The sequence below is a fragment of the Mycobacterium sp. NGS49 genome (assembly GCF_059812565.1).
This window is the reverse complement of sequence record NZ_JCALCX010000017.1, coordinates 104,865-122,075: the sequence shown is the minus strand read 5'-3', so window position 1 is coordinate 122,075 and position 17,211 is coordinate 104,865. Positions and strand designations below refer to the sequence as shown.

The 17,211-nt window shown below is 66.6% G+C and carries 19 protein-coding genes and 1 pseudogene; 12 read left to right on the top strand and 8 right to left on the bottom strand.

Annotation, left to right across the window (positions count from 1 at the left end):
• The first annotated feature begins 1 nt into the window (after nucleotide 1).
• From AC5Y7D_RS19240 to AC5Y7D_RS19230, 3 genes are read left to right on the top strand one after another with little or no spacing between them, the layout of a single operon-like run.
• The gene (locus AC5Y7D_RS19240) at nucleotides 2–538 is read left to right on the top strand and encodes a hypothetical protein (RefSeq protein ID WP_499926740.1); all 537 of its coding nucleotides are present in this window, start codon (nucleotides 2–4) and stop codon (nucleotides 536–538) included.
• 4 nt (nucleotides 539–542) lie between these two features.
• Entirely contained in the window at nucleotides 543–1,448 is a 906-nt protein-coding gene (locus tag AC5Y7D_RS19235) for a beta-keto acid cleavage family enzyme (RefSeq protein WP_499926738.1), read from the top strand.
• Between the two features lie 45 nt (nucleotides 1,449–1,493).
• Nucleotides 1,494–1,811 carry a hypothetical protein gene (locus AC5Y7D_RS19230; protein WP_499926736.1) on the top strand — a complete coding sequence of 106 codons (318 nt, stop codon included), beginning with the start codon at nucleotides 1,494–1,496 and terminating at the stop codon, nucleotides 1,809–1,811.
• On the opposite strand, the gene AC5Y7D_RS19225 is transcribed toward AC5Y7D_RS19230, so the two are convergent.
• Both AC5Y7D_RS19225 and AC5Y7D_RS19220 read right to left on the bottom strand, forming a co-directional pair.
• A complete protein-coding gene (locus AC5Y7D_RS19225; protein WP_499926734.1) occupies nucleotides 1,799–2,329 on the bottom strand; it encodes a DUF302 domain-containing protein in 531 nt (176 codons plus the stop codon). The two genes, AC5Y7D_RS19230 and AC5Y7D_RS19225, sit on opposite strands and share 13 nt — an antisense overlap.
• A pseudogene (locus AC5Y7D_RS19220) lies at nucleotides 2,329–2,529 on the bottom strand (steroid 3-ketoacyl-CoA thiolase); the annotation flags it as partial. The pseudogene AC5Y7D_RS19220 and the gene AC5Y7D_RS19225, both read right to left, overlap by 1 nt.
• Before the next feature lie 217 nt (nucleotides 2,530–2,746).
• Here AC5Y7D_RS19220 and AC5Y7D_RS19215 point away from each other — a divergent pair.
• The gene (locus AC5Y7D_RS19215; protein ID WP_499926732.1) at nucleotides 2,747–3,496 is read left to right on the top strand and encodes a GAF and ANTAR domain-containing protein; all 750 of its coding nucleotides are present in this window, start codon (nucleotides 2,747–2,749) and stop codon (nucleotides 3,494–3,496) included.
• Nucleotides 3,497–3,501: 5 nt separating this feature from the next.
• Here AC5Y7D_RS19215 and AC5Y7D_RS19210 read toward each other — a convergent pair whose 3' ends face one another.
• The gene (locus tag AC5Y7D_RS19210) at nucleotides 3,502–4,677 is read right to left on the bottom strand and encodes a thiolase family protein (protein ID WP_499926730.1); all 1,176 of its coding nucleotides are present in this window, start codon (nucleotides 4,675–4,677) and stop codon (nucleotides 3,502–3,504) included.
• A gap of 97 nt (nucleotides 4,678–4,774) precedes the next feature.
• Here AC5Y7D_RS19210 and AC5Y7D_RS19205 point away from each other — a divergent pair, with 97 nt between their 5' ends.
• Nucleotides 4,775–5,245, top strand: coding sequence for a winged helix-turn-helix transcriptional regulator (locus AC5Y7D_RS19205; RefSeq protein ID WP_499926728.1), 471 nt, complete (start codon nucleotides 4,775–4,777; stop codon nucleotides 5,243–5,245).
• 26 nt (nucleotides 5,246–5,271) lie between these two features.
• Here AC5Y7D_RS19205 and AC5Y7D_RS19200 read toward each other — a convergent pair whose 3' ends face one another.
• From AC5Y7D_RS19200 to aroA, 3 genes are all read right to left on the bottom strand, one after another.
• Nucleotides 5,272–5,667 (bottom strand): nuclear transport factor 2 family protein, encoded by a 396-nt coding sequence (locus AC5Y7D_RS19200; RefSeq protein ID WP_499926726.1) that lies wholly within the window; start codon nucleotides 5,665–5,667, stop codon nucleotides 5,272–5,274.
• A 162-nt stretch (nucleotides 5,668–5,829) separates the two neighbouring features.
• Complete coding sequence (gene rsgA, locus AC5Y7D_RS19195) at nucleotides 5,830–6,804, bottom strand: ribosome small subunit-dependent GTPase A (RefSeq protein ID WP_499926724.1); 975 nt, start codon at nucleotides 6,802–6,804, stop codon at nucleotides 5,830–5,832.
• On the bottom strand, nucleotides 6,801–8,111 hold the full coding sequence (gene aroA, locus AC5Y7D_RS19190) for a 3-phosphoshikimate 1-carboxyvinyltransferase (RefSeq protein ID WP_499926722.1): 1,311 nt from the start codon (nucleotides 8,109–8,111) through the stop codon (nucleotides 6,801–6,803). The genes rsgA and aroA overlap by 4 nt, the downstream gene beginning before the upstream one ends.
• A 44-nt stretch (nucleotides 8,112–8,155) precedes the next feature.
• Here aroA and AC5Y7D_RS19185 point away from each other — a divergent pair, with 44 nt between their 5' ends.
• Nucleotides 8,156–8,920 carry an SOS response-associated peptidase gene (locus AC5Y7D_RS19185; RefSeq protein WP_499926720.1) on the top strand — a complete coding sequence of 255 codons (765 nt, stop codon included), beginning with the start codon at nucleotides 8,156–8,158 and terminating at the stop codon, nucleotides 8,918–8,920.
• 4 nt (nucleotides 8,921–8,924) lie between these two features.
• Here the strand turns inward: AC5Y7D_RS19185 and AC5Y7D_RS19180 are convergent, their stop codons facing one another.
• Complete coding sequence (locus AC5Y7D_RS19180; protein WP_499926718.1) at nucleotides 8,925–9,188, bottom strand: hypothetical protein; 264 nt, start codon at nucleotides 9,186–9,188, stop codon at nucleotides 8,925–8,927.
• Nucleotides 9,189–9,230: 42 nt separating this feature from the next.
• Between AC5Y7D_RS19180 and AC5Y7D_RS19175 the strand changes: the two genes are divergently transcribed.
• From AC5Y7D_RS19175 to phaZ, 6 genes are all read left to right on the top strand, one after another.
• Nucleotides 9,231–10,100, top strand: coding sequence for a 3-hydroxyacyl-CoA dehydrogenase family protein (locus tag AC5Y7D_RS19175; protein ID WP_499926716.1), 870 nt, complete (start codon nucleotides 9,231–9,233; stop codon nucleotides 10,098–10,100).
• 172 nt (nucleotides 10,101–10,272) lie between these two features.
• A complete protein-coding gene (locus AC5Y7D_RS19170) occupies nucleotides 10,273–11,091 on the top strand; it encodes a PE domain-containing protein (protein WP_499926777.1) in 819 nt (272 codons plus the stop codon).
• Between the two features lie 105 nt (nucleotides 11,092–11,196).
• Nucleotides 11,197–12,465, top strand: a complete 1,269-nt coding sequence (locus AC5Y7D_RS19165) for a PucR family transcriptional regulator (protein WP_499926714.1) — start codon at nucleotides 11,197–11,199, stop codon at nucleotides 12,463–12,465.
• A gap of 318 nt (nucleotides 12,466–12,783) precedes the next feature.
• Nucleotides 12,784–14,292 (top strand): long-chain-fatty-acid--CoA ligase, encoded by a 1,509-nt coding sequence (locus tag AC5Y7D_RS19160; protein WP_499926712.1) that lies wholly within the window; start codon nucleotides 12,784–12,786, stop codon nucleotides 14,290–14,292.
• Between the two features lies 1 nt (nucleotide 14,293).
• The gene (locus AC5Y7D_RS19155) at nucleotides 14,294–15,982 is read left to right on the top strand and encodes a PHA/PHB synthase family protein (protein ID WP_499926710.1); all 1,689 of its coding nucleotides are present in this window, start codon (nucleotides 14,294–14,296) and stop codon (nucleotides 15,980–15,982) included.
• Nucleotides 15,979–16,791, top strand: coding sequence for a poly(3-hydroxyalkanoate) depolymerase (gene phaZ, locus AC5Y7D_RS19150; RefSeq protein ID WP_499926709.1), 813 nt, complete (start codon nucleotides 15,979–15,981; stop codon nucleotides 16,789–16,791). The genes AC5Y7D_RS19155 and phaZ overlap by 4 nt, the downstream gene beginning before the upstream one ends.
• Here phaZ and AC5Y7D_RS19145 read toward each other — a convergent pair.
• Nucleotides 16,750–17,211: a YbaK/EbsC family protein gene (locus AC5Y7D_RS19145; protein ID WP_499926706.1), complete on the bottom strand. Its 462-nt coding sequence runs from the start codon at nucleotides 17,209–17,211 to the stop codon at nucleotides 16,750–16,752. The two genes, phaZ and AC5Y7D_RS19145, sit on opposite strands and share 42 nt — an antisense overlap.

Here is a 17,211-nt window from a genome sequence, read left to right as displayed (position 1 = left end):
CGTGCTGGCAGCGTTCGGATTCGAAACCCTGGGTGTGGTTGTCGGCGACATGTATTTCGTCGACCCGTCCCCGATGACCGGTCAGGAAACCCCGGAACGGGGCGTCCGATTGGAACTCCGCCTGGTCGACCGGGCCGACCCGCAGGGGTCGATCTATGCCGGCATCCCGATCACCTTCAACCGGCCGGTGTGGCGGGTGGATCTTTTCGGGTCCACCGAGAGTCCGCCGGGAACACTGGACCGCGCCCATCACCACCCCCGGTTCGACGGATGGGAGCCGGGACGCCGGCACTTCGTGCCCGAGTTGTCCGCCGACCCGGTGTCCTGGCTGGCGGGCCAGCTGGCCGACCCGGCCGCCGTGCTGGAGCGTTCCGGCGTCGACGTCGCCGACGTCACCGACGCCGATGTCACGGGCCTGGCGGCATCGGCGCCGGAGATCGTCGCCACCGTCAAACGGATGCTCGACGGCGTGCGCGACGGGCAACTGGCCCCGTCACCGGCCGAGCCGGTGGCCGCCGCCCGTACCGGCTGGCTCTGAGTACGTGGGCCCCGTCATCATCGAGTGCGCCATCAACGGCGCAACGCCGAAGGCGACCAATCCCCAGGTGCCGGTTGAACCTTCGGAGATCACCGCCGACGCATTGGCCTGCATCGAGGCGGGGGCGGCGATAATTCACAACCACATCGACCGCTACGGCCTCAGCGTGGAGCAGGCCGCCGAGCGCTATCTCGAAGCGTGGCGACCGATCCTCGCGGCCCGGCCCGACGCCCTGTTGTACCCGACGATCCACTTCGGCGAGGGCTTCTCCATCTCCTACGAACACCTCATCCCGCTCGCCGCCGCCGGGTTGCGCGTAGGGCTCACCGACCCCGGGTCCGTCAACCTCGGCGGCACCGGCGCCGACGGAATACCCACCGGAAATCTGGTCTACAGCAACTCCTTTGACACGATCGGCCGCGCCTTCGAGATCTGTCACCAGGCGAGACTGGGCCCGAGCCTGGCCATCTATGAGCCGGGCTTCCTGCGAGCCGCGCTGGCCTGGTGGCGCGCGGGGCGGTTGCCGCAGGGCGCCATGATCAAGCTCTACTTCTCCACCGAACTCGGCTACCTCGGAGCGCCTTTCGGACTGCCTCCGACCGAGCGCGCGCTGGATGCGTACCTGGAACTGCTGGAGGGGTGCGACATTCCGTGGGCGGTCTCGGTCGTCGGCGGTGACCTCTGCGCCAGCCCGATGGCCAGGCTGGCGCTGGAACGCGGCGGACACCTGCACCTGGGACTCGAGTTCTACCGCGGCGACCGCACCCCGACCAATGTCGAGTTGGTGGCCGAGGCCGTCAAGCTCTGCGAACAGTCCGGCCGTGCCGTCGCCACTCCCGAGGACGCCGCGCGCATTCTCGGGCTGCCCTTGCGCCCGAACCCCGCGACACCGGCGCCTCCCGAAGACTGAATCCGGGCGCTTACACGTCAAACGCCGAGAAGGGGCCCAATCCGATTGGTCGAACCCGAAATACGCCATCAGCGCGAACATGGGGGTGGGCGTCGGGGGTGCGGTGGATCAGCGTCTCGGCAGCCGCTGCTTGACCTGCCCGGCGTCCTCAATCAGGGATTCCTGATGAACGAGCCTGCGGGTCAACTCCAGTTCGGTCCCAACCCGCTAACCCCCGTCACCTCGGCGTCCGGCGGCTGGTATTCCACCGCCCTCGGAGTGCAGGTCAGCTACACCGGCGTCACCCCCTTCCTGCAAGGGCCGATCTACTTCTCCTACAGTCCGACGGGTCTCGGAACGGCAATGTGGGATTACCCGCCATGAGAACCTGAGTCCGTGGCAGCGGCCTGACCTGGGCCGGTCACCTTGCTTGCCAGCGCCGCCAGCTTGGCGTCGAGTTGCTCTGCAGCGCTGAGCAATTCGGGATTGGGATCGACGACCATCAGCGACGATGGTTTGACGTAGGTCAAGCTGCTGCCACCCGGCTCATCGAGGACCAGCATTTCGACCGGTGCGAACAGGCCGGCCGTTACGTCGTGGCGCAGCATGGTGATCGCGATCAGCGGGTTGCCGAGTATGACGCGCAGCGCCCGGCGTTCGATACCTGCCTTGGCGATCCAGGCGCCGTGGTCGATCAGCCCGAACAGCATGAAACCGCTTGGGCCCTCATAGGATTCGACGTTGCGCCGAAACGATTCCCAGTCCTCTGACATGCCCATGATGTCCTCAATCGGCACCGGCTGTCGGCCGATGTCGGCCAGCAGCGCGGCCACCACCTCGTCGTAACTCCTGGTGCTGTCGTAACGCACCCGCACGCCATCGAACGAAATCTCCTCAGCCATCAACCAAGCCGTTCGATGATGGTGACGTTGACCGTCCCGCCTTCGCACGTCTGCAGCCCGTACCGTCCGCCGCGCCGTTCCTGCGCGTTGACCAGCGTGGTCACGATGCGGGCACCGCTGGCGCTTTGCGCCCAGGCCAGTATCGGATTCATGGTGCTGAATTCTCCTCCGTTGACGTTGCCATCTACACCCGAATCTTCCACGACTTAGCGGTCCGCCCCTGCGGGCTGTCGACAGGGACAACTTGATAGGTATATGTCGCTATTCCGGTGACCGACCCTGTTGCGGTGGCTCGGAATATCCTCTTCGAGCGTGATGTGCTGACTGCGCAGGTAATGTTCCGAGTACACGGCTTTAGTCGATGGCGGTGCGATGTCGGTGGATGAACAATCGAGCTCAGACGACCGAGGGGACCGCATGTCAGAGCATGGACTGCAAGATCCGGACTCGGGACAGAATCCGCCGCTCAGTGTGGCGCAGGCGCTCAGCGATATGGCCCGGTCGCTGGAGGGCGAGCCGGACCTGAAGCGCACGGTGGAGGGCATTGTCTCAGCGGTCACCGACACGGTCCCCGGTGCCGAGGCTGGCGGGGTGTCGTTGTGGGAGGGAAGGGAACTGCGTACCATCGGCGCGACCAGCGATCTGGTCACCCGAGTCAACAATCTCGAGCACGAATATAACGAAGGCCCCTGCTTGAGTGCTCTACGCGAGCATCGCTCCTACCGCGTCGACGACATGTCCCTTGAGACGCGGTGGCCCAAATTCGCCAGGGCCGCCCATGCCAACGGAATCCATTCGATGCTCGGGTATCGACTCTTCACCAAAGGCAGAACATTGGGCTCATTGGATTTGTACTCCACTCAGCCGAAGGCCTTTGATGCCGATTCGGAAGTCATCGGCCAGTTGTTCGCCGCCCATGCCGCCATCGCACTTCTTGGTTCCACCCAGCAGGCCGAGTGGCAGATCGCACTCAACTCCCGTGACGTAATCGGCATGGCCAAGGGCATTCTGATGAACCGCGACCGCCTCAACGATGATCAGGCTTTCAAGCTGCTTATTTCTGCCTCCCAGCACGCCAACATGAAGCTCTACGACGTGGCTCAGTGGGTCGTCGCTCAATCCAATGACGCCGCAACCCAAGCCAAGAACGAAGTTAAACGCACATAGGCTGGTCACCCCAGCCGTTCGATGATGGTGGCGTTGGCCATGCCGCCGCCCTCGCACATCGTCTGCAGACCGTACCGCCCGCCGCGCTGTTCCAGCGCGTTAACCAGAGTGGTCATGATGCGGGCGCCGCTGGCGCCCAGCGGGTGCCCGATCGCGATGGCGCCGCCATGCACGTTGGTCTTGGCCAGATCGGCCCCGGTGTCGTGCGCCCAGGCCAGCACCACGGGTGCGAACGCCTCGTTGACCTCGAACAGGTCGATGTCAGCCAGCGTCAACCCCGCGCGCTGCAGCACCCGCTCGGTCGCCGGGATCACGCCGGTCAGCATGTAGAGCGGATCCGAGCCCACCGCGGTGGGCGTGTGGATGCGGGCGAGCGGCCGCAGGCCCAGCTTCTTGGCCACGTCGCTGCTGGTGATCATCACCGCCGCGCTGCCGTCGGACAGCGGCGAGGAGTTGCCCGGAGTGATCTGCCAGTTGATCTGCGGGAAGCGCGCCGCCGTGGCCTCGCTGTAGAACGCCGGCTTGAGTCCGGCCAGGGTGTCCACGGTGGTGCCGGGCCGGATGATCTCGTCGGTGGACAGCCCCGCGATCGGGATGAGCTCGTTGTCGAACAACCCCTCTTTGGTGGCGCGGGCGGCCTTCTCGTGGCTGGCGGCGGAGAACTCGTCGAGCTGGGCGCGGGAGAAGCCCCACTTCGCGGCGATCAACTCCGCGCTGATGCCCTGCGGTACCAGCCCGTCGGGGTAGCGGCGCGCCATGTCCTGGCCGAACGGGTTGCTGCCCGGCAACACCGACGTGCCCATCGGGACCCGGCTCATCGACTCCACACCACCGGCGATGACGATGTCGTAGGCGCCCGCGATGACACCCTGGGCCGCGAAACTGATCGCCTGCTGGCTGCTGCCGCACTGCCGGTCGACGGTGGTTCCGGGCACCGACTCCGGAAAGCCCGCTCCCAGCAAGGCATTACGGGCAATGTTCACGGCCTGGTCGCCCACCTGGGTAACGGCGCCGGCAATGACGTCGTCGACCTGTACGGGGTCGACGCCGGTGCGGGCGACCACCTCGCGCAGGCTGTGCGCCAACAGGTCGGCCGGCAGGACGTCGTGCAGCGCGCCGTTGGCCTTGCCTTTGCCGACGGGGGTGCGAACAGCGCCGACGATCACGGCGTCACGGGTCATGGCTCCTCCTTGAGTCTTTGACAGCTAAGTATTACTGCCTATACCCAGCTATAACACCTGGGTATACTGAAATCAACCCAGACCGGAGGTGATGTGCATGACAATGTTGCAGGGGCGGCTGGCCGATCGGGATTCGTGGTCGGCGGTGGGGGAGTGCGCGATCGAAAAGACCATGGCCGTGGTCGGCACCAAGTCCGCGATGCTGATCATGCGCGAGGCCTACTACGGCACCACGCGGTTCGACGACTTCGCCCGACGGGTGGGCATCACCAAAGCCGCGACGTCGGCCCGGCTGGCCGAGCTCGTCGAACTCGGACTTCTGCAGCGCCGGCCTTACCGGGAGCCCGGGCAGCGCAGCCGCGACGAGTATGTGCTCACCGAATCCGGCATCGAGTTCATGCCGGTCGTGTGGTCGTTGTTTCAGTGGGGTCAGCGTCACCTGCCTGGCCGGCACCGGCAGCTGCGGCTCACTCATCTGGGCTGCCGGGCCGATGTCAAGGTCGAAATGCGTTGTACAGAAGGACATCTGGTGCCGCCCGACGAACTCGGCATGCGTCAAGTCCGCTGAGCACCTGGCACCAGCGAGCAGACCCGCTACTCTGCTGCCGCTGTCTGCTTCTTGCCGTACACCCGCTCCATCAACGCGGTGTCTTCGAATAGCTGTGCCCGTACCGTCTTGCCGTCACGGAGGGTGAATACCTCTGCCCCTTGGCCTGCTTCGGTGCCCACGGTGACGTCACTGAGCACAACCACCGTGTCGCCGTCGGCGATGAAACGAAGGGCCTTGATTGTCGTCGTCTTCTCGCCCAGCTTCCTGAAGTATTCGCCGAGTTCACCTTTGCCGTGATAGGTGCCGCTGACCACGCTATCGCCGGGTTGGACCCACTCGATGTTGTCGTCGAACAGGCTCATCATCGTTTCCAGGTCACCGCTGCTGAATGCGTCGTAGCCCCTCTTGACGACCTCGATGTTCTGTTCTTGCTCAGACATTTTGACTCCCGTTTTGCGTACCGGATGTTTCGGCCGCGAGGTCTTGGCCGGTCTAGGGAGTAGCCATGGTCGGCTCTCGGATCAGTCAGCCCATTGCCGCCGTGCAAATTATCCGCCTCTATCCGGCCTAATGCCAGTGTCAGGGAAAAATACTTGGCGAGTTCAACTCTCGCGCAGCACAGCCAGCAGCCGTCGCGCGGCGGCGATGCGGCGCGGGGCCGTCCCGGCGAGCGCATCCAGCGCGCACTCGGGATCGGCCGGCGGTCCCATGTGCCCGCAGCCGCGCGGACAGTCCTCGATGGCCTCGGCAAGATCGGAGAACGACATCAGCACGTCGTCGGGTCTGATGTGGGCGAGCCCGAACGAGCGGATGCCGGGCGTATCGACCACCCAGCCGCCATTGGCTAGTGGCAGGGCCACCGACTGTGTGGAGGTATGCCGACCACGGCCGATGTCGGTGACTTCGCCGACCGCCCGATCCGCCAGTGGCACAAGGCGATTCACCAATGTCGACTTGCCCACCCCGGAATGTCCCAGCAGCACGGTGATCTTGTGGTCGAGCAGGTCGGCCACTGCCAGCAGCGGATCGTCGACACCGGCGACGACCACCGTAAGGTCCAGGTCGACGAACTGCTCGGCGAACGGTTCGGGCGGGGCAAGGTCGGTCTTGGTCAGGCACAGGATCGGGTGCAAGCCTCCGGTGTACGCGGCGATCAGCGCACGGTCCACCAGACCGGTGCGAGGCGGCGGGTCGGCCAGGGCCACCACCATCAGCAGCTGGTCGGCGTTGGCGACCACCACCCGTTCGGTCGGGTCGGTGTCATCGGCGGTGCGCCGCAACACCGTTCGCCGGGGCCCTCGCCGGACGATGCGGGCCAGGGTGTCGGTTCGCCCGGACAGGTCACCGACGATGTCGACGTCGTCGCCGACGACGATCGGGGTGCGGCCGAGTTCACGGGCGCGCATGGCGACGACTCGGCGTCCGGGGTCCCCGCCCAGCACGCATCCCCAGCGGCCGCGGTCGACGCTCACCACCATGGCGGACTCGGCGTCGGCGTGTTGCGGACGGGTCTTCGTCCGGGGCCGCGTCCTCTTGCCGGAGCGGACCTTGACGTCGGACTCGTCGTATTCCCTCAACCGGCGGTCCCCTCGACCATCTGGGACCACAGCTGCGGAAACTCCGGCAGTGTCTTGGTGGTGGCGGCGATGTCGTCGACCTCCACGCCGGGAACCCGCAACCCGATGATGGCACCCGCCATCGCCATCCGGTGGTCGGCGTAGGCGTGCCACAGAGCGGGCTGCAGCGGTGTCGCGGTGATCACCAGGCCGTCCTCGGTTTCCCGGCAGTCGCCGCCCACGCGATTGATCTCGGTGCTCAGCGCGGCCAGCCGGTCGGTTTCGTGTCCGCGCAGATGCGCGATGCCCGTCAACCGGGATGTGGCGCCCGGCGCTGCCAGCGCGGCCAACACCGCTACCGTCGGGGTCAGCTCACCCACGTCGCTCAGGTCGACCTCAAACCCGTCGTACCCGGTCTTTCCTCGCACCTGCAGAACCGAGTCATCTTGTGTGACAACAGCATCCGTCTTCTTCAAGACGTCAAGGATATGTCCGGCGGGCTGCACGCTGTGCTGCGGCCAGCCGGTGATCCGGACCGTCCCGCCGGTCACTACGGCGGCGGCAAGGAACGCCACCGCGTTGGTCAGATCCGGTTCGACCTCCCAGTGCCGGGCCTGAACCACGCCCGGACGTATCTGCCAGCGGTTGGCGGCCGTGTCGTCGACGACGACACCCGCCTGGCGCAGCATCGCCACCGTCATCGCGATATGCGGCGCCGACGGCAGCGGCCCGCCGGTGTGTTGCACCGTCAAGCCCTCGGTGAACGACGCGCCGGACAGCAACAGCCCGGAGACGAACTGTGAGGACGCCGAGGCGTCGATGGCCACGGTGCCGCCGGACACCGTGCCGCTGCCCAGCACCCGGAACGGCAACCCCGACCCGTCCACCGGCACACCCAGTCCGCGCAGCGCGTCGAGCAGTGGGGCGATCGGCCGGGCGCGCGCCTGCTCGTCGCCGTCGAAGGTGACCGGGGCGTCAGCCAACGCGGCCAGCGGGGGCACAAAGCGCAGGACGGTGCCGGCCAGTCCGCAGTCGACCCGCGCATCCGGTTCGGGGGCGATGCGGCCGCCGACGGTCAGGTCGGATCCGGTGCCCTCGACACGCAGGCCGAGTGTGCGCAGCGCACCGATCATCAAATCGGTGTCACGGCTGCGCAGTGCGCCGGTGATGGTGGATGTGCCTCCCCTGGGCGAGCCCGGGGACCCCAGGCCTTGCGCGGCCGCCAGCGCGGCCAGTATCAGCGTGCGGTTGGTCTGGGATTTGGAGCCCGGAACGGTCACGGTCGCGTGCACCGGTGCCGGTGTGGACGGGGCCTGCCATGCGCTCACCGGTCCATCATCCCGTGTCGGGCGTCTCTGCCAACATGGACCATATGTGTGGACGTTTCGCGGTCACCACCGATCCGGCGCTGCTGGCCGAGAAGATCAAGGCCATCGACGAGGCCACGGGCGCGGGCGACCGCGGGTCGGAGCCCAACTACAACGTGGCTCCGACCACTGCGATCGCAACCGTGGTGACCCGCCACGACGAGCCCGACGACCAGGCCACCCGCCGGGTGCGGCTGATGCGGTGGGGCCTGCTGCCGCCCTGGGTCAAGGCGGGTCCGGACGGCGCGCCGGATACCAAAGGCCCGCTGTTGATCAACGCGCGCGCCGACAAGGTCGCCACCTCGCCGGCCTTCCGGGCCTCGGCCAAGAGCAAGCGCTGCCTGGTGCCGATGGACGGCTACTACGAATGGCGCGCCAATCCTGACGGTGGGACGGCCAAGAAGGCGGGCAAGACACCCTTCTTCATGTACCGCCGGGACGGCGAACCGCTGTTCGCCGCCGGTCTGTGGTCGGTGTGGAAGTCTGACAAGGAGGCCAAGCCGTTGCTGAGTTGCACCATCATCACCACCGACGCCGTCGGCGAGCTGGCCGAGATTCACGACCGGATGCCGTTGATGCTCGGCGAGGGCGACTGGGATGCCTGGTTGGACCCCGATGTGCCACTGGATCCCGATTTGCTGGCCCGCCCGCCGGACGTGCGCGACATCGAGCTGCGCGAAGTGTCGAAATTGGTCAACAACATCCGCAACAACGGGCCTGAGTTGCTGGAGCCGGCCGAGCCGGAACCGGGGCAGATGACGCTGTTGTAGACAATCAGCGTTGCAGCGACTGCCCGAGCAGCCCCACGATCGTGGCCACGGACGCTTCCAGGGTGCGGATGCGCTGATTGGAGTCGTCGGCTGTGGATCTCATCTCGCTGATATTGGACCGGAGCACGTCGGCCAGCAATTGCTGGGTGTCCCCGAAGGCCTTGATCGCATCAATCATCGAGCGGTAGTCGGCCTGCGACCTCTCCACCGCCGCAACGCGCGCACTCAGGTTTGCTACGACGTTGTTGAGCTCTTCTTGCGTGGGCATGGTCGGCATCGTAGGCGTTGCCCGGCGACCTAGCATGCATATGTGACCGGCAAGTACACCCACACCTTCGAAGAGATCCAGGACCGTCCCGTTGCGGTGATCGGCGCGGGCACGTTGGGTCGCCGCATCGCGCTGATGATGGCCAGTCGCGGCGGAACGGTGCGGATCTACGCGCGACGTGCCGAACAGCGCGCCGAGGCCACCCAGTACGTAACGGAGAATCTACCGAAGTTGTTATCCGACAGGGGCTTTGGCGAGTTGGGCCATGCGGTCGGCGCCACGACTTTCGAGGAGGCGCTGCAGGGCGCCTGGCTTGCCGTCGAGTCGGTACCCGAGCGGCTCGACATCAAGATCCCGCTCTGGGGGGAAATCGACCGGGCCGCAGGGCCGGACACCATCTTCGGCACCAACTCGTCGTCGTTCCCGTCACGGCTGATGGCCGACAACATCCGCGACAAAACCCGGCTGTGCAACACGCACTTCAATATGCCGCCGCAGTTCAACGCTCTGGAACTGATGTCAGACGGCCAGACCGACCGTGGTCTGCTCGACACGCTGCGGGCCGTGCTCCCCGAATTCGGAGTGCATCCCTTCGAAGCCCGCAAGGAGTGCACCGGGTTCATCTTCAACCGGGTCTGGGCCGCTATCAAGCGCGAGTGCATCGCCGTCGTCGCCGAAGGGGTGGCGCGTCCCGAAGACGTCGACGGAATTTGGAAGGTCAACTTCGGCTTCCCGGTCGGCCCGTTCCAGATGATGGACCTCGTCGGCCTGGACGTGGTGCTCGACATCGAGAACAACTACGCCCAGGAATTTCCGCATCTGCCAGCCGGAGTACGGGACCTGCTGCAGTCCTATGTCGATGCGGGCAAGCTCGGCGTCAAGACGGGCGAGGGTTTCTTCAGCTACCGGTAGCCGAGGTGGTCGGGCCACGTGACGCAGGGTGATTCGGCTTGCTTGTCGACCTGGTGCCGCCCGCACCGCTGCGGTGCGCCTGGTTGAACCGCGGACAGTCCCCGGCATCCTCCGCTATCGTGGGCCGGACACACGGGGCTCATCGACGGTAGGGAGAAAGTCATTGTCTGCGGTGAATGCTGCCGTGATTGTGTCGCCCGAGGTGGTGGCGGCCACGGCGCAAGACGTAGCTGGTGTTGGCGCGGCGCTCGACCGGGCCTATGCGGCGGCGGCACCGGCGACCACATCGGTGGTGGCCGCGGCCGGGGACGAAGTGTCCGCCGCGATCGCCGAGCTGTTCTCCGGGCACGGGCGGGCCTTCGCAGCCCTCGGCGCGAAGGCTGCGTCGTTCCAGAACCTGTTCGTGCAGGCGCTGGCCAACGCCGGCCAGCAGTACGCGGCCGCCGAGACCGCGATCGTCCGCCACCTGCAGGCGGGCACCGCCGCACTGAACCTCCCGCCGATCTTCGGCCCGCGGCCGGTGCCCTCATCGGTGCCCGTCGATCCAGCCCAGTTCGCCGGCACCTACTACGAGCAGGGCAGCGTCAAACAGTTCTTCTCGCTCGGCCTGGTGAACACCAAGGCGACATACAGCCTCAACCCCGACGGCACGATCCGCGTCCAGAATTCGGGGAACTACTTCTTCGACAACGGCCCGCTGTCGTCGATCGTCGGGTCCGCGGTGCCGCTCAACGCCACCAACACGGCGCTGGACGTCAGCTTCCTGCCGTTCAAACTGCCATTCAGCCTCAGCGCACCGACAGGCAACTACATCATCATCGCGCGCGCGCCCGACTACAGCTGGGTACTGGTCAGCGATCCCACGGGGTTCAGCGGCTACGTCCTGACGCGCGACCAGTTCATTGCGCCCCAGCAGTACCAGCAACTCGCGGGAGATCTGGTCTCCCTCGGGGTTTGGGGACCGATCACGCCGACCCGCCAATTCGCCTGACCCGTCCCGCGGAGGTGGTGGGGGTCCCGGCCACCGTCGTTGAGCGACGAAGCCGGGCGATCGGGTTATCGCCGCAAGACAATCCCGGGGTCTAACGTCGACGTCGTGGACGAAACCGGCACCGGCGCGCAAGTGCAGCGCTACGTCGCCGAGGTCGCCACCCGGCTGCACGAACGGCTGGGTGTGGTGGCATCCGACATACGCCGCTTTCTCGACAATCAGATTTCCGACCTGCGGCGCGACCCCCGAATCACGGAGATGCTCGGGGCCAGCATCGAAGGCAATGTCGACACGATGTTGCACGCGCTGCGGTACCACATTCCGGTCGAACGTGTCGAGGCGCCCACCGCGGCACTGGAGTACGCGCGCCGCGTGGCACAGTACGGGGCGCCCATCAACGCGCTGGTGCGTGCCTACCGTCTCGGTCAGCGCCGGATCAACGAGCTGATCTTCGCTGAGCTGCGGGCGACGGACATCCCCGAACCGATGCGCGTAGCGGTGATCGAGGCGATGAGTCTCGAGATCTTCGAGTACATCGACTGGATCTCGCAGCAGGTCGTCGTCGTCTACGAGGACGAGCGTGAGCGCTGGCTGGAAAACCAGAGCAGCCTGCGCGGCGTGCGGGTGCGTGAGATTCTGGCCGCGACCAGCAACGTCGACGTCGACGCGGCAACCACGTCGATCCGCTACCCGCTGCGCTGGCATCACCTCGCGGTGATCCTCTGGTACCCGGACCAGCGCGACGACGAAGTCCCACGGCTGCAACGGTTTTTGCGCGATCTGGCCGAATCCGCAGGTGCCGATGCCGTGCCGTTGTTCGTCGCCGCCGACCGCAGCTGTGGGTGGGGCTGGTTGCCCTATCGCGCGGCGACCGAGGGTGCCGTCGAGAAGGTACGCCGGTTCGCCTCGTGCCGTTCGGACCCGCCGAGCGTGGCGATCGGGACTGTGGCGGGCGGTATCGACGGGTTCCGCCGCTCCCACCGCGCGGCCGAGCAGACACGTGGCGTCGCCGTCATCCGGGACTGCCTGTCGCCCAACGTCGTTGCGGCCAGCGACCCCGGCCTGTCGGTGGTGGCCCGGCTCAGCGGCGATGTCGCCGGCACCCGGGATTGGGTGGGCGGAGTGCTCGGAGGGCTGGCCACCGACGACGACAACGACGAGCGGCTGCGCGAAACACTACGGGTGTTCCTGTCCTGCGGCTCCAGCTACAAGGCCGCCGCTGAGCAACTCAACATGCACTTCAACACGGTGAAGTACCGAGTCGGCCGCGCCGTCGACCGGCGCGGTCGCGATATCGAGACCGACCGGCTCGAAGTCGAGCTGGCGTTGCTCGCCTGCCACTGGTACGGCGCCGCGGTGCTGCAGCCGAAGTAGGCCCGATCAGGAACCGGGCTCGGTAAGGGCATGTACCAGTGTGATGACGGCCGGCACCAGCACCGGAAGAAGCATCATTACAAGTAATCCGAGAATGGTCACGTAAGCCATGGGGTCGCCCGTTTCTTCAACTCAATTGATGCGCTGAACATTTGACAGCGCCACGCTGCGCCGGCACTGAAATTACGGCGCCCCCGCCGCCGGCGGGATGTCTCCAGACAATGAACCTAAGGCGTGTTTTTGTCTCCGGGAGACAAAGGATCTGTATATGGTCACCGCCACCATGGAAACCACTTCGACCACCATCTGGAGCAGACAGTGACCGCCCTGAGCGCCAACCTCATCGCCTCGAAAGACCGCCACCCCGACCGCATTGCGCTGCGCTGCGACGACGTGGCGCTGACCTACGCCGAACTGGACGCCGCCGCATCCAGGGTGGCGACACTGCTGGAGCGGGCCGGAATCCAGCCCGGCGACCGGGTGGGTGTCATGCTGCCCAACACACCCGCATTCGCTATGGCGTTGTACGGCATCTTCTATCGCGGGGCCGTCGCGGTGCCGATGAATCCGTTGCTGAAATCCCGCGAGGTGACCTACTACCTGTCCAACAGCGGCGCCACGGCGCTGTTCGCCACACCGCTGTTCGCCGAGGAGGCGACCGCCGGCGCCGACGAGGCGGGCGCCCAGTGCTGGTTGGTCGATGATGCCGCGCTGGCCGAGTTGACCGCAGACCTGCCCGCGCGGGAGGCCCCGGCCGAACGCGCCGACGACGACGTCGCGGTCATTCTGCACACGTCGGGAACCACCGGAAAACCCAAGGGCGCCATGCTGACTCACGGCAACCTGCGCCGCAACGTCGAGGTCAGCGTGCGCACGCTGCTGCAGATCGGGCCGGATGACGTGGTGATGGGCTGCCTGCCGCTGTTCCATGTGTTCGGCCTGACCTGCGGCCTCAATGGGTCCATCCTCGCCGGTGCGACGCTGACGCTCATCCCGCGATTCGAGCCGCGCAAGGCGCTCGAGGTGATCGAGCGGGACGCCGTCACGCTGTTCCAGGGTGTGCCGACGATGTATTCGGCGCTGCTCGGCGCCGCCGACGAGTCCGTAAAACAGTCCACCCGGACGTTACGAGTGTGCGCATCGGGTGGTGCGTCGTTGCCGGTGCAGGTGCTCGCCGACTTCGAGGAGACCTTCGGATGCGTGATCCTGGAAGGCTACGGACTGTCGGAGACCTCGCCCGTGGCGTCCTTCAATCACCCGGACCGACCACGCAAGCCCGGATCGATCGGCACCCCGGTCGAGGGCGTCGAGATGCGGGTGGTGGACCCCAGCGGCGCCGAGGTGGCTCAAGGTGAGCCCGGCGAGATCCAGATCCGCGGGCACAACGTGATGAAGGGTTACTGGAACATGCCCGACGCCACCGAAGCCGCTATCTCGCCGGACGGATGGTTCTCCACCGGGGACGTCGGACGCGTCGACGACGACGGCTACTTCTACATCGTCGACCGCACCAAGGACATGATCATCCGCGGCGGCTACAACGTGTACCCGCGCGAGATCGAGGAAGTGCTCTACGAGCACCCGGCCGTGGCCGAGGCCGCCGTCATCGGCGTGCCCCACGATGAACTCGGCGAGGACGTCGGCGCTGCCGTCGCGCTGAAGAAGAACGCGACCGTCGACGCCGACGAACTCCGCGAGTATGTCAAGGCCCGCGTGGCCGCCTACAAATATCCGCGTCGCATCTGGCTGGTCGACGCCCTTCCCAAGGGTCCGACCGGCAAGGTGCTCAAGCGCGAAATCACCGTTCCGACAACCGAAAGCACGTGACATGGCAACCCCGACCAGACCCGACGAACTCGCCGCACCGTTGGACCTGCTGCTGACCAGTGCGACCCGGCCGCTCTTGCACCGGATGATGCCCGACTCCACGTGGAGCCGGTTGGGCGCGAATCTGGCCAAGCAGCCCGGCGCGGTCGCCGGGCGCGCGGGCGCGTTGACCCGCGAGCTCGGCACTATCGTCGCGGGCCGCTCACACCGCGCCCCGGCGCGGGCTGACAAGCGCTTCACCGATCCGGCATGGCAACAGAATCCGGTACTGCACCGGGTCATGCAGGCGTACCTCGCGGCCGCCGAGACGGCCGAGGGACTCATCGCCGACGCCGGTCTGGACTGGCGTGACGCCGAGAAGATGCAGTTCGTCGTCGACAATGTGGTGGAGGGCCTGGCGCCCAGCAACAACCCGCTGATCAGCCCGCTGGGCTGGAAGGCGCTGATCGACACCGGCGGGCTCAGCGCGGTGCGCGGCGCCAAAGCCTTTGCCCGTGACATGCTGTCGCAGCCGCGGGTGCCGGCCATGGTCGAGCCGGACGCCTTCGCGGTGGGGGAGAATATCGCCGTCACCACAGGAGCCGTGGTGGCCCGGACGTCGATGTTCGAGCTGATTCAGTACGCCCCGCAGACCGCGAAGGTGCGAGCCATCCCGTTGCTGCTGGTGCCGCCGGTGATCAACAAGTACTACGTGATGGACATCGCGCCGGGGCGCAGCATGATCGAGTACTTCGTGCAGCAGGGCCAGCAGGTCTTCGTCATCTCGTGGCGCAATCCGCAAGCGCGCCATCGGGATTGGGGATTCGACGCGTACGGTGGAGCGATCGTGGCGGCGCTGGACGCGGTGCGGAAGATCGCCGGAAGCGACAACGCGCACCTGTTCGCCACCTGCTCGGGCGGCATTCTCGCCGCCATGACGGCGGCCCACCTGGCCGAGATCGGCGAGGCCGATCGCATCGCCGGCCTGGCGTTGGCGGTTACCGTGCTGGATGAGACTCGGGCCGGCTTCGCCGCCGCGGCGATGAGTGAGCGGGCGGCGCAGGCCGCGATCCGGGCCTCGGACAAGAAGGGTTACCTCGACGGGCGCGCCATGGCGGAGATGTTCGCCTGGTTGCGGCCCACCGACCTGGTATGGCGGTATGTGGTGAACAACTACGTGCAGGGCCGCAAACCGGCCCCATTCGATGTGCTGTTCTGGAACGCCGACACCACCCGGATGACCGCGGCCCTGCATCGCGACATGGTGCTGATGGGGATGCGCAACGCGTTGGTCGAACCGGGCGGCGTGAGCATGCTGGGCACTCCGGTGGATCTGGCGAAGGTCACCAATGACGCCTACGTCGTCGGCGGGGTCGCCGATCACATCTCGCCCTGGCAGGCCACCTACCGCAGCGCCCGCCTGTTGGGCGGCAAGGACAACCGCTACGTGCTGTCCACCAGCGGTCACATCGCGGCACTGGTCAACCCGCCCGGCAATCCGAAGGCGTCGTTCCGGACCGGACCGGTCGATGTGGACGATCCGCAACAGTGGCTGGACTCCGCTCACAAGTCGGCCGGCTCGTGGTGGCCGGACTACGTGGGCTGGCTTGCCGAGCGCAGCGGCCCGGAAGTTGACGCACCCAAAGCACTTGGTGGAGAGGGATTTCCGCCGCTAGGGCCGGCGCCGGGGACTTATGTGATGCAGCAGTGAGCCACTACGTCGCGGCGTGCGGTCAACGGATCCGGGTCGAAGTGCGGCCCGGAACCGGGGTGCCGCTGGTGCTGTGCAACGGCATCGGCGCCAGCCTGGAAGTGCTGGACCCGTTCGTGGAGCAGTTGCGATGTCCGGTGATCAGATTCGACGTGCCGGGCACCGGGGGATCACCGAGATCGCCGCTGCCCTATGGGTTTCCCTACCTCGCGTGGGTACTCGGCCGGGTGCTGACCAAGCTAGGCATCGGCGCGGTGGACGTCCTGGGCCTGTCCTGGGGCGGGGCACTGGCCCAGCAGTTCGCCTTCCAGAATCCCCGCCGCTGCCGGCGACTGGTCCTGGTGGCCACCGGCACCGGTGCGGTGATGGTGCCGGCCCATCCGCGGGTACTGGCGAAAATGCTGACACCACGCCGCTTTTCCGATCCCGGATACGCGGCGTCCATAGCCGGCGAACTCTACGGAGGTACGGTCCGGGCGCACGGTGAGGACGTGGCGCGACTGTTCGTGCGGCAGTTACATGCCGGGTCGAAGGTGGGTTATCTGCACCAGCTGCTCGCGGGTTCGGTGTGGACCAGCGTGTTCGCGCTGCGCGCGGTGCGCCAGGAGACGTTGATCGTGGCCGGCACGGACGATCCGATCATCCCGGTGGTCAACGCCCACATCCTCAACACGCTGCTGCCCCATTCGCGTCTGCATTTGCACGACGGCGGGCACATCGACCTGGTGCACAACGCGGCCGAGTTGGCGCCGGTCATCGAGGAATTCCTAAGCTCGCGCAACCAAGTCCCAGGTGATCGCATCCGTTAACCGGATCAGATCCTGCGGGGCCACCATCACGTCCCAGTGCCGCCTGCCCGCGCTGCACAACACCTGATCCCATTGCAACGCCGAGGTGTCCACCGCCGTCCGCAACCGCTTGCGCTGACCGAACGGGGAGATCCCACCCACCACGTAGCCGGTGGAGCGCTCGGCTGCCACGGGTTCGGCCATCGCGGCCCTGGGTACACCGAAAGCAGCCGCGGCCGCCTTCAGGGACAGCTTCGACGGCACCGGCACGACGGCCACCGCCAACTCCCGGGGCAGCGCGACGATCAGCGTCTTGAAGACCTGCCCGGGTGCGATGCCGGTACCGTCGGACAGGTCGGTCACCGCGTCGAATTGCCGAAGCTCGTGCGCTACACCGGCTTTCACCAACGCCGCGATGCCAGGGGTCGGTGCGGCGGCCAC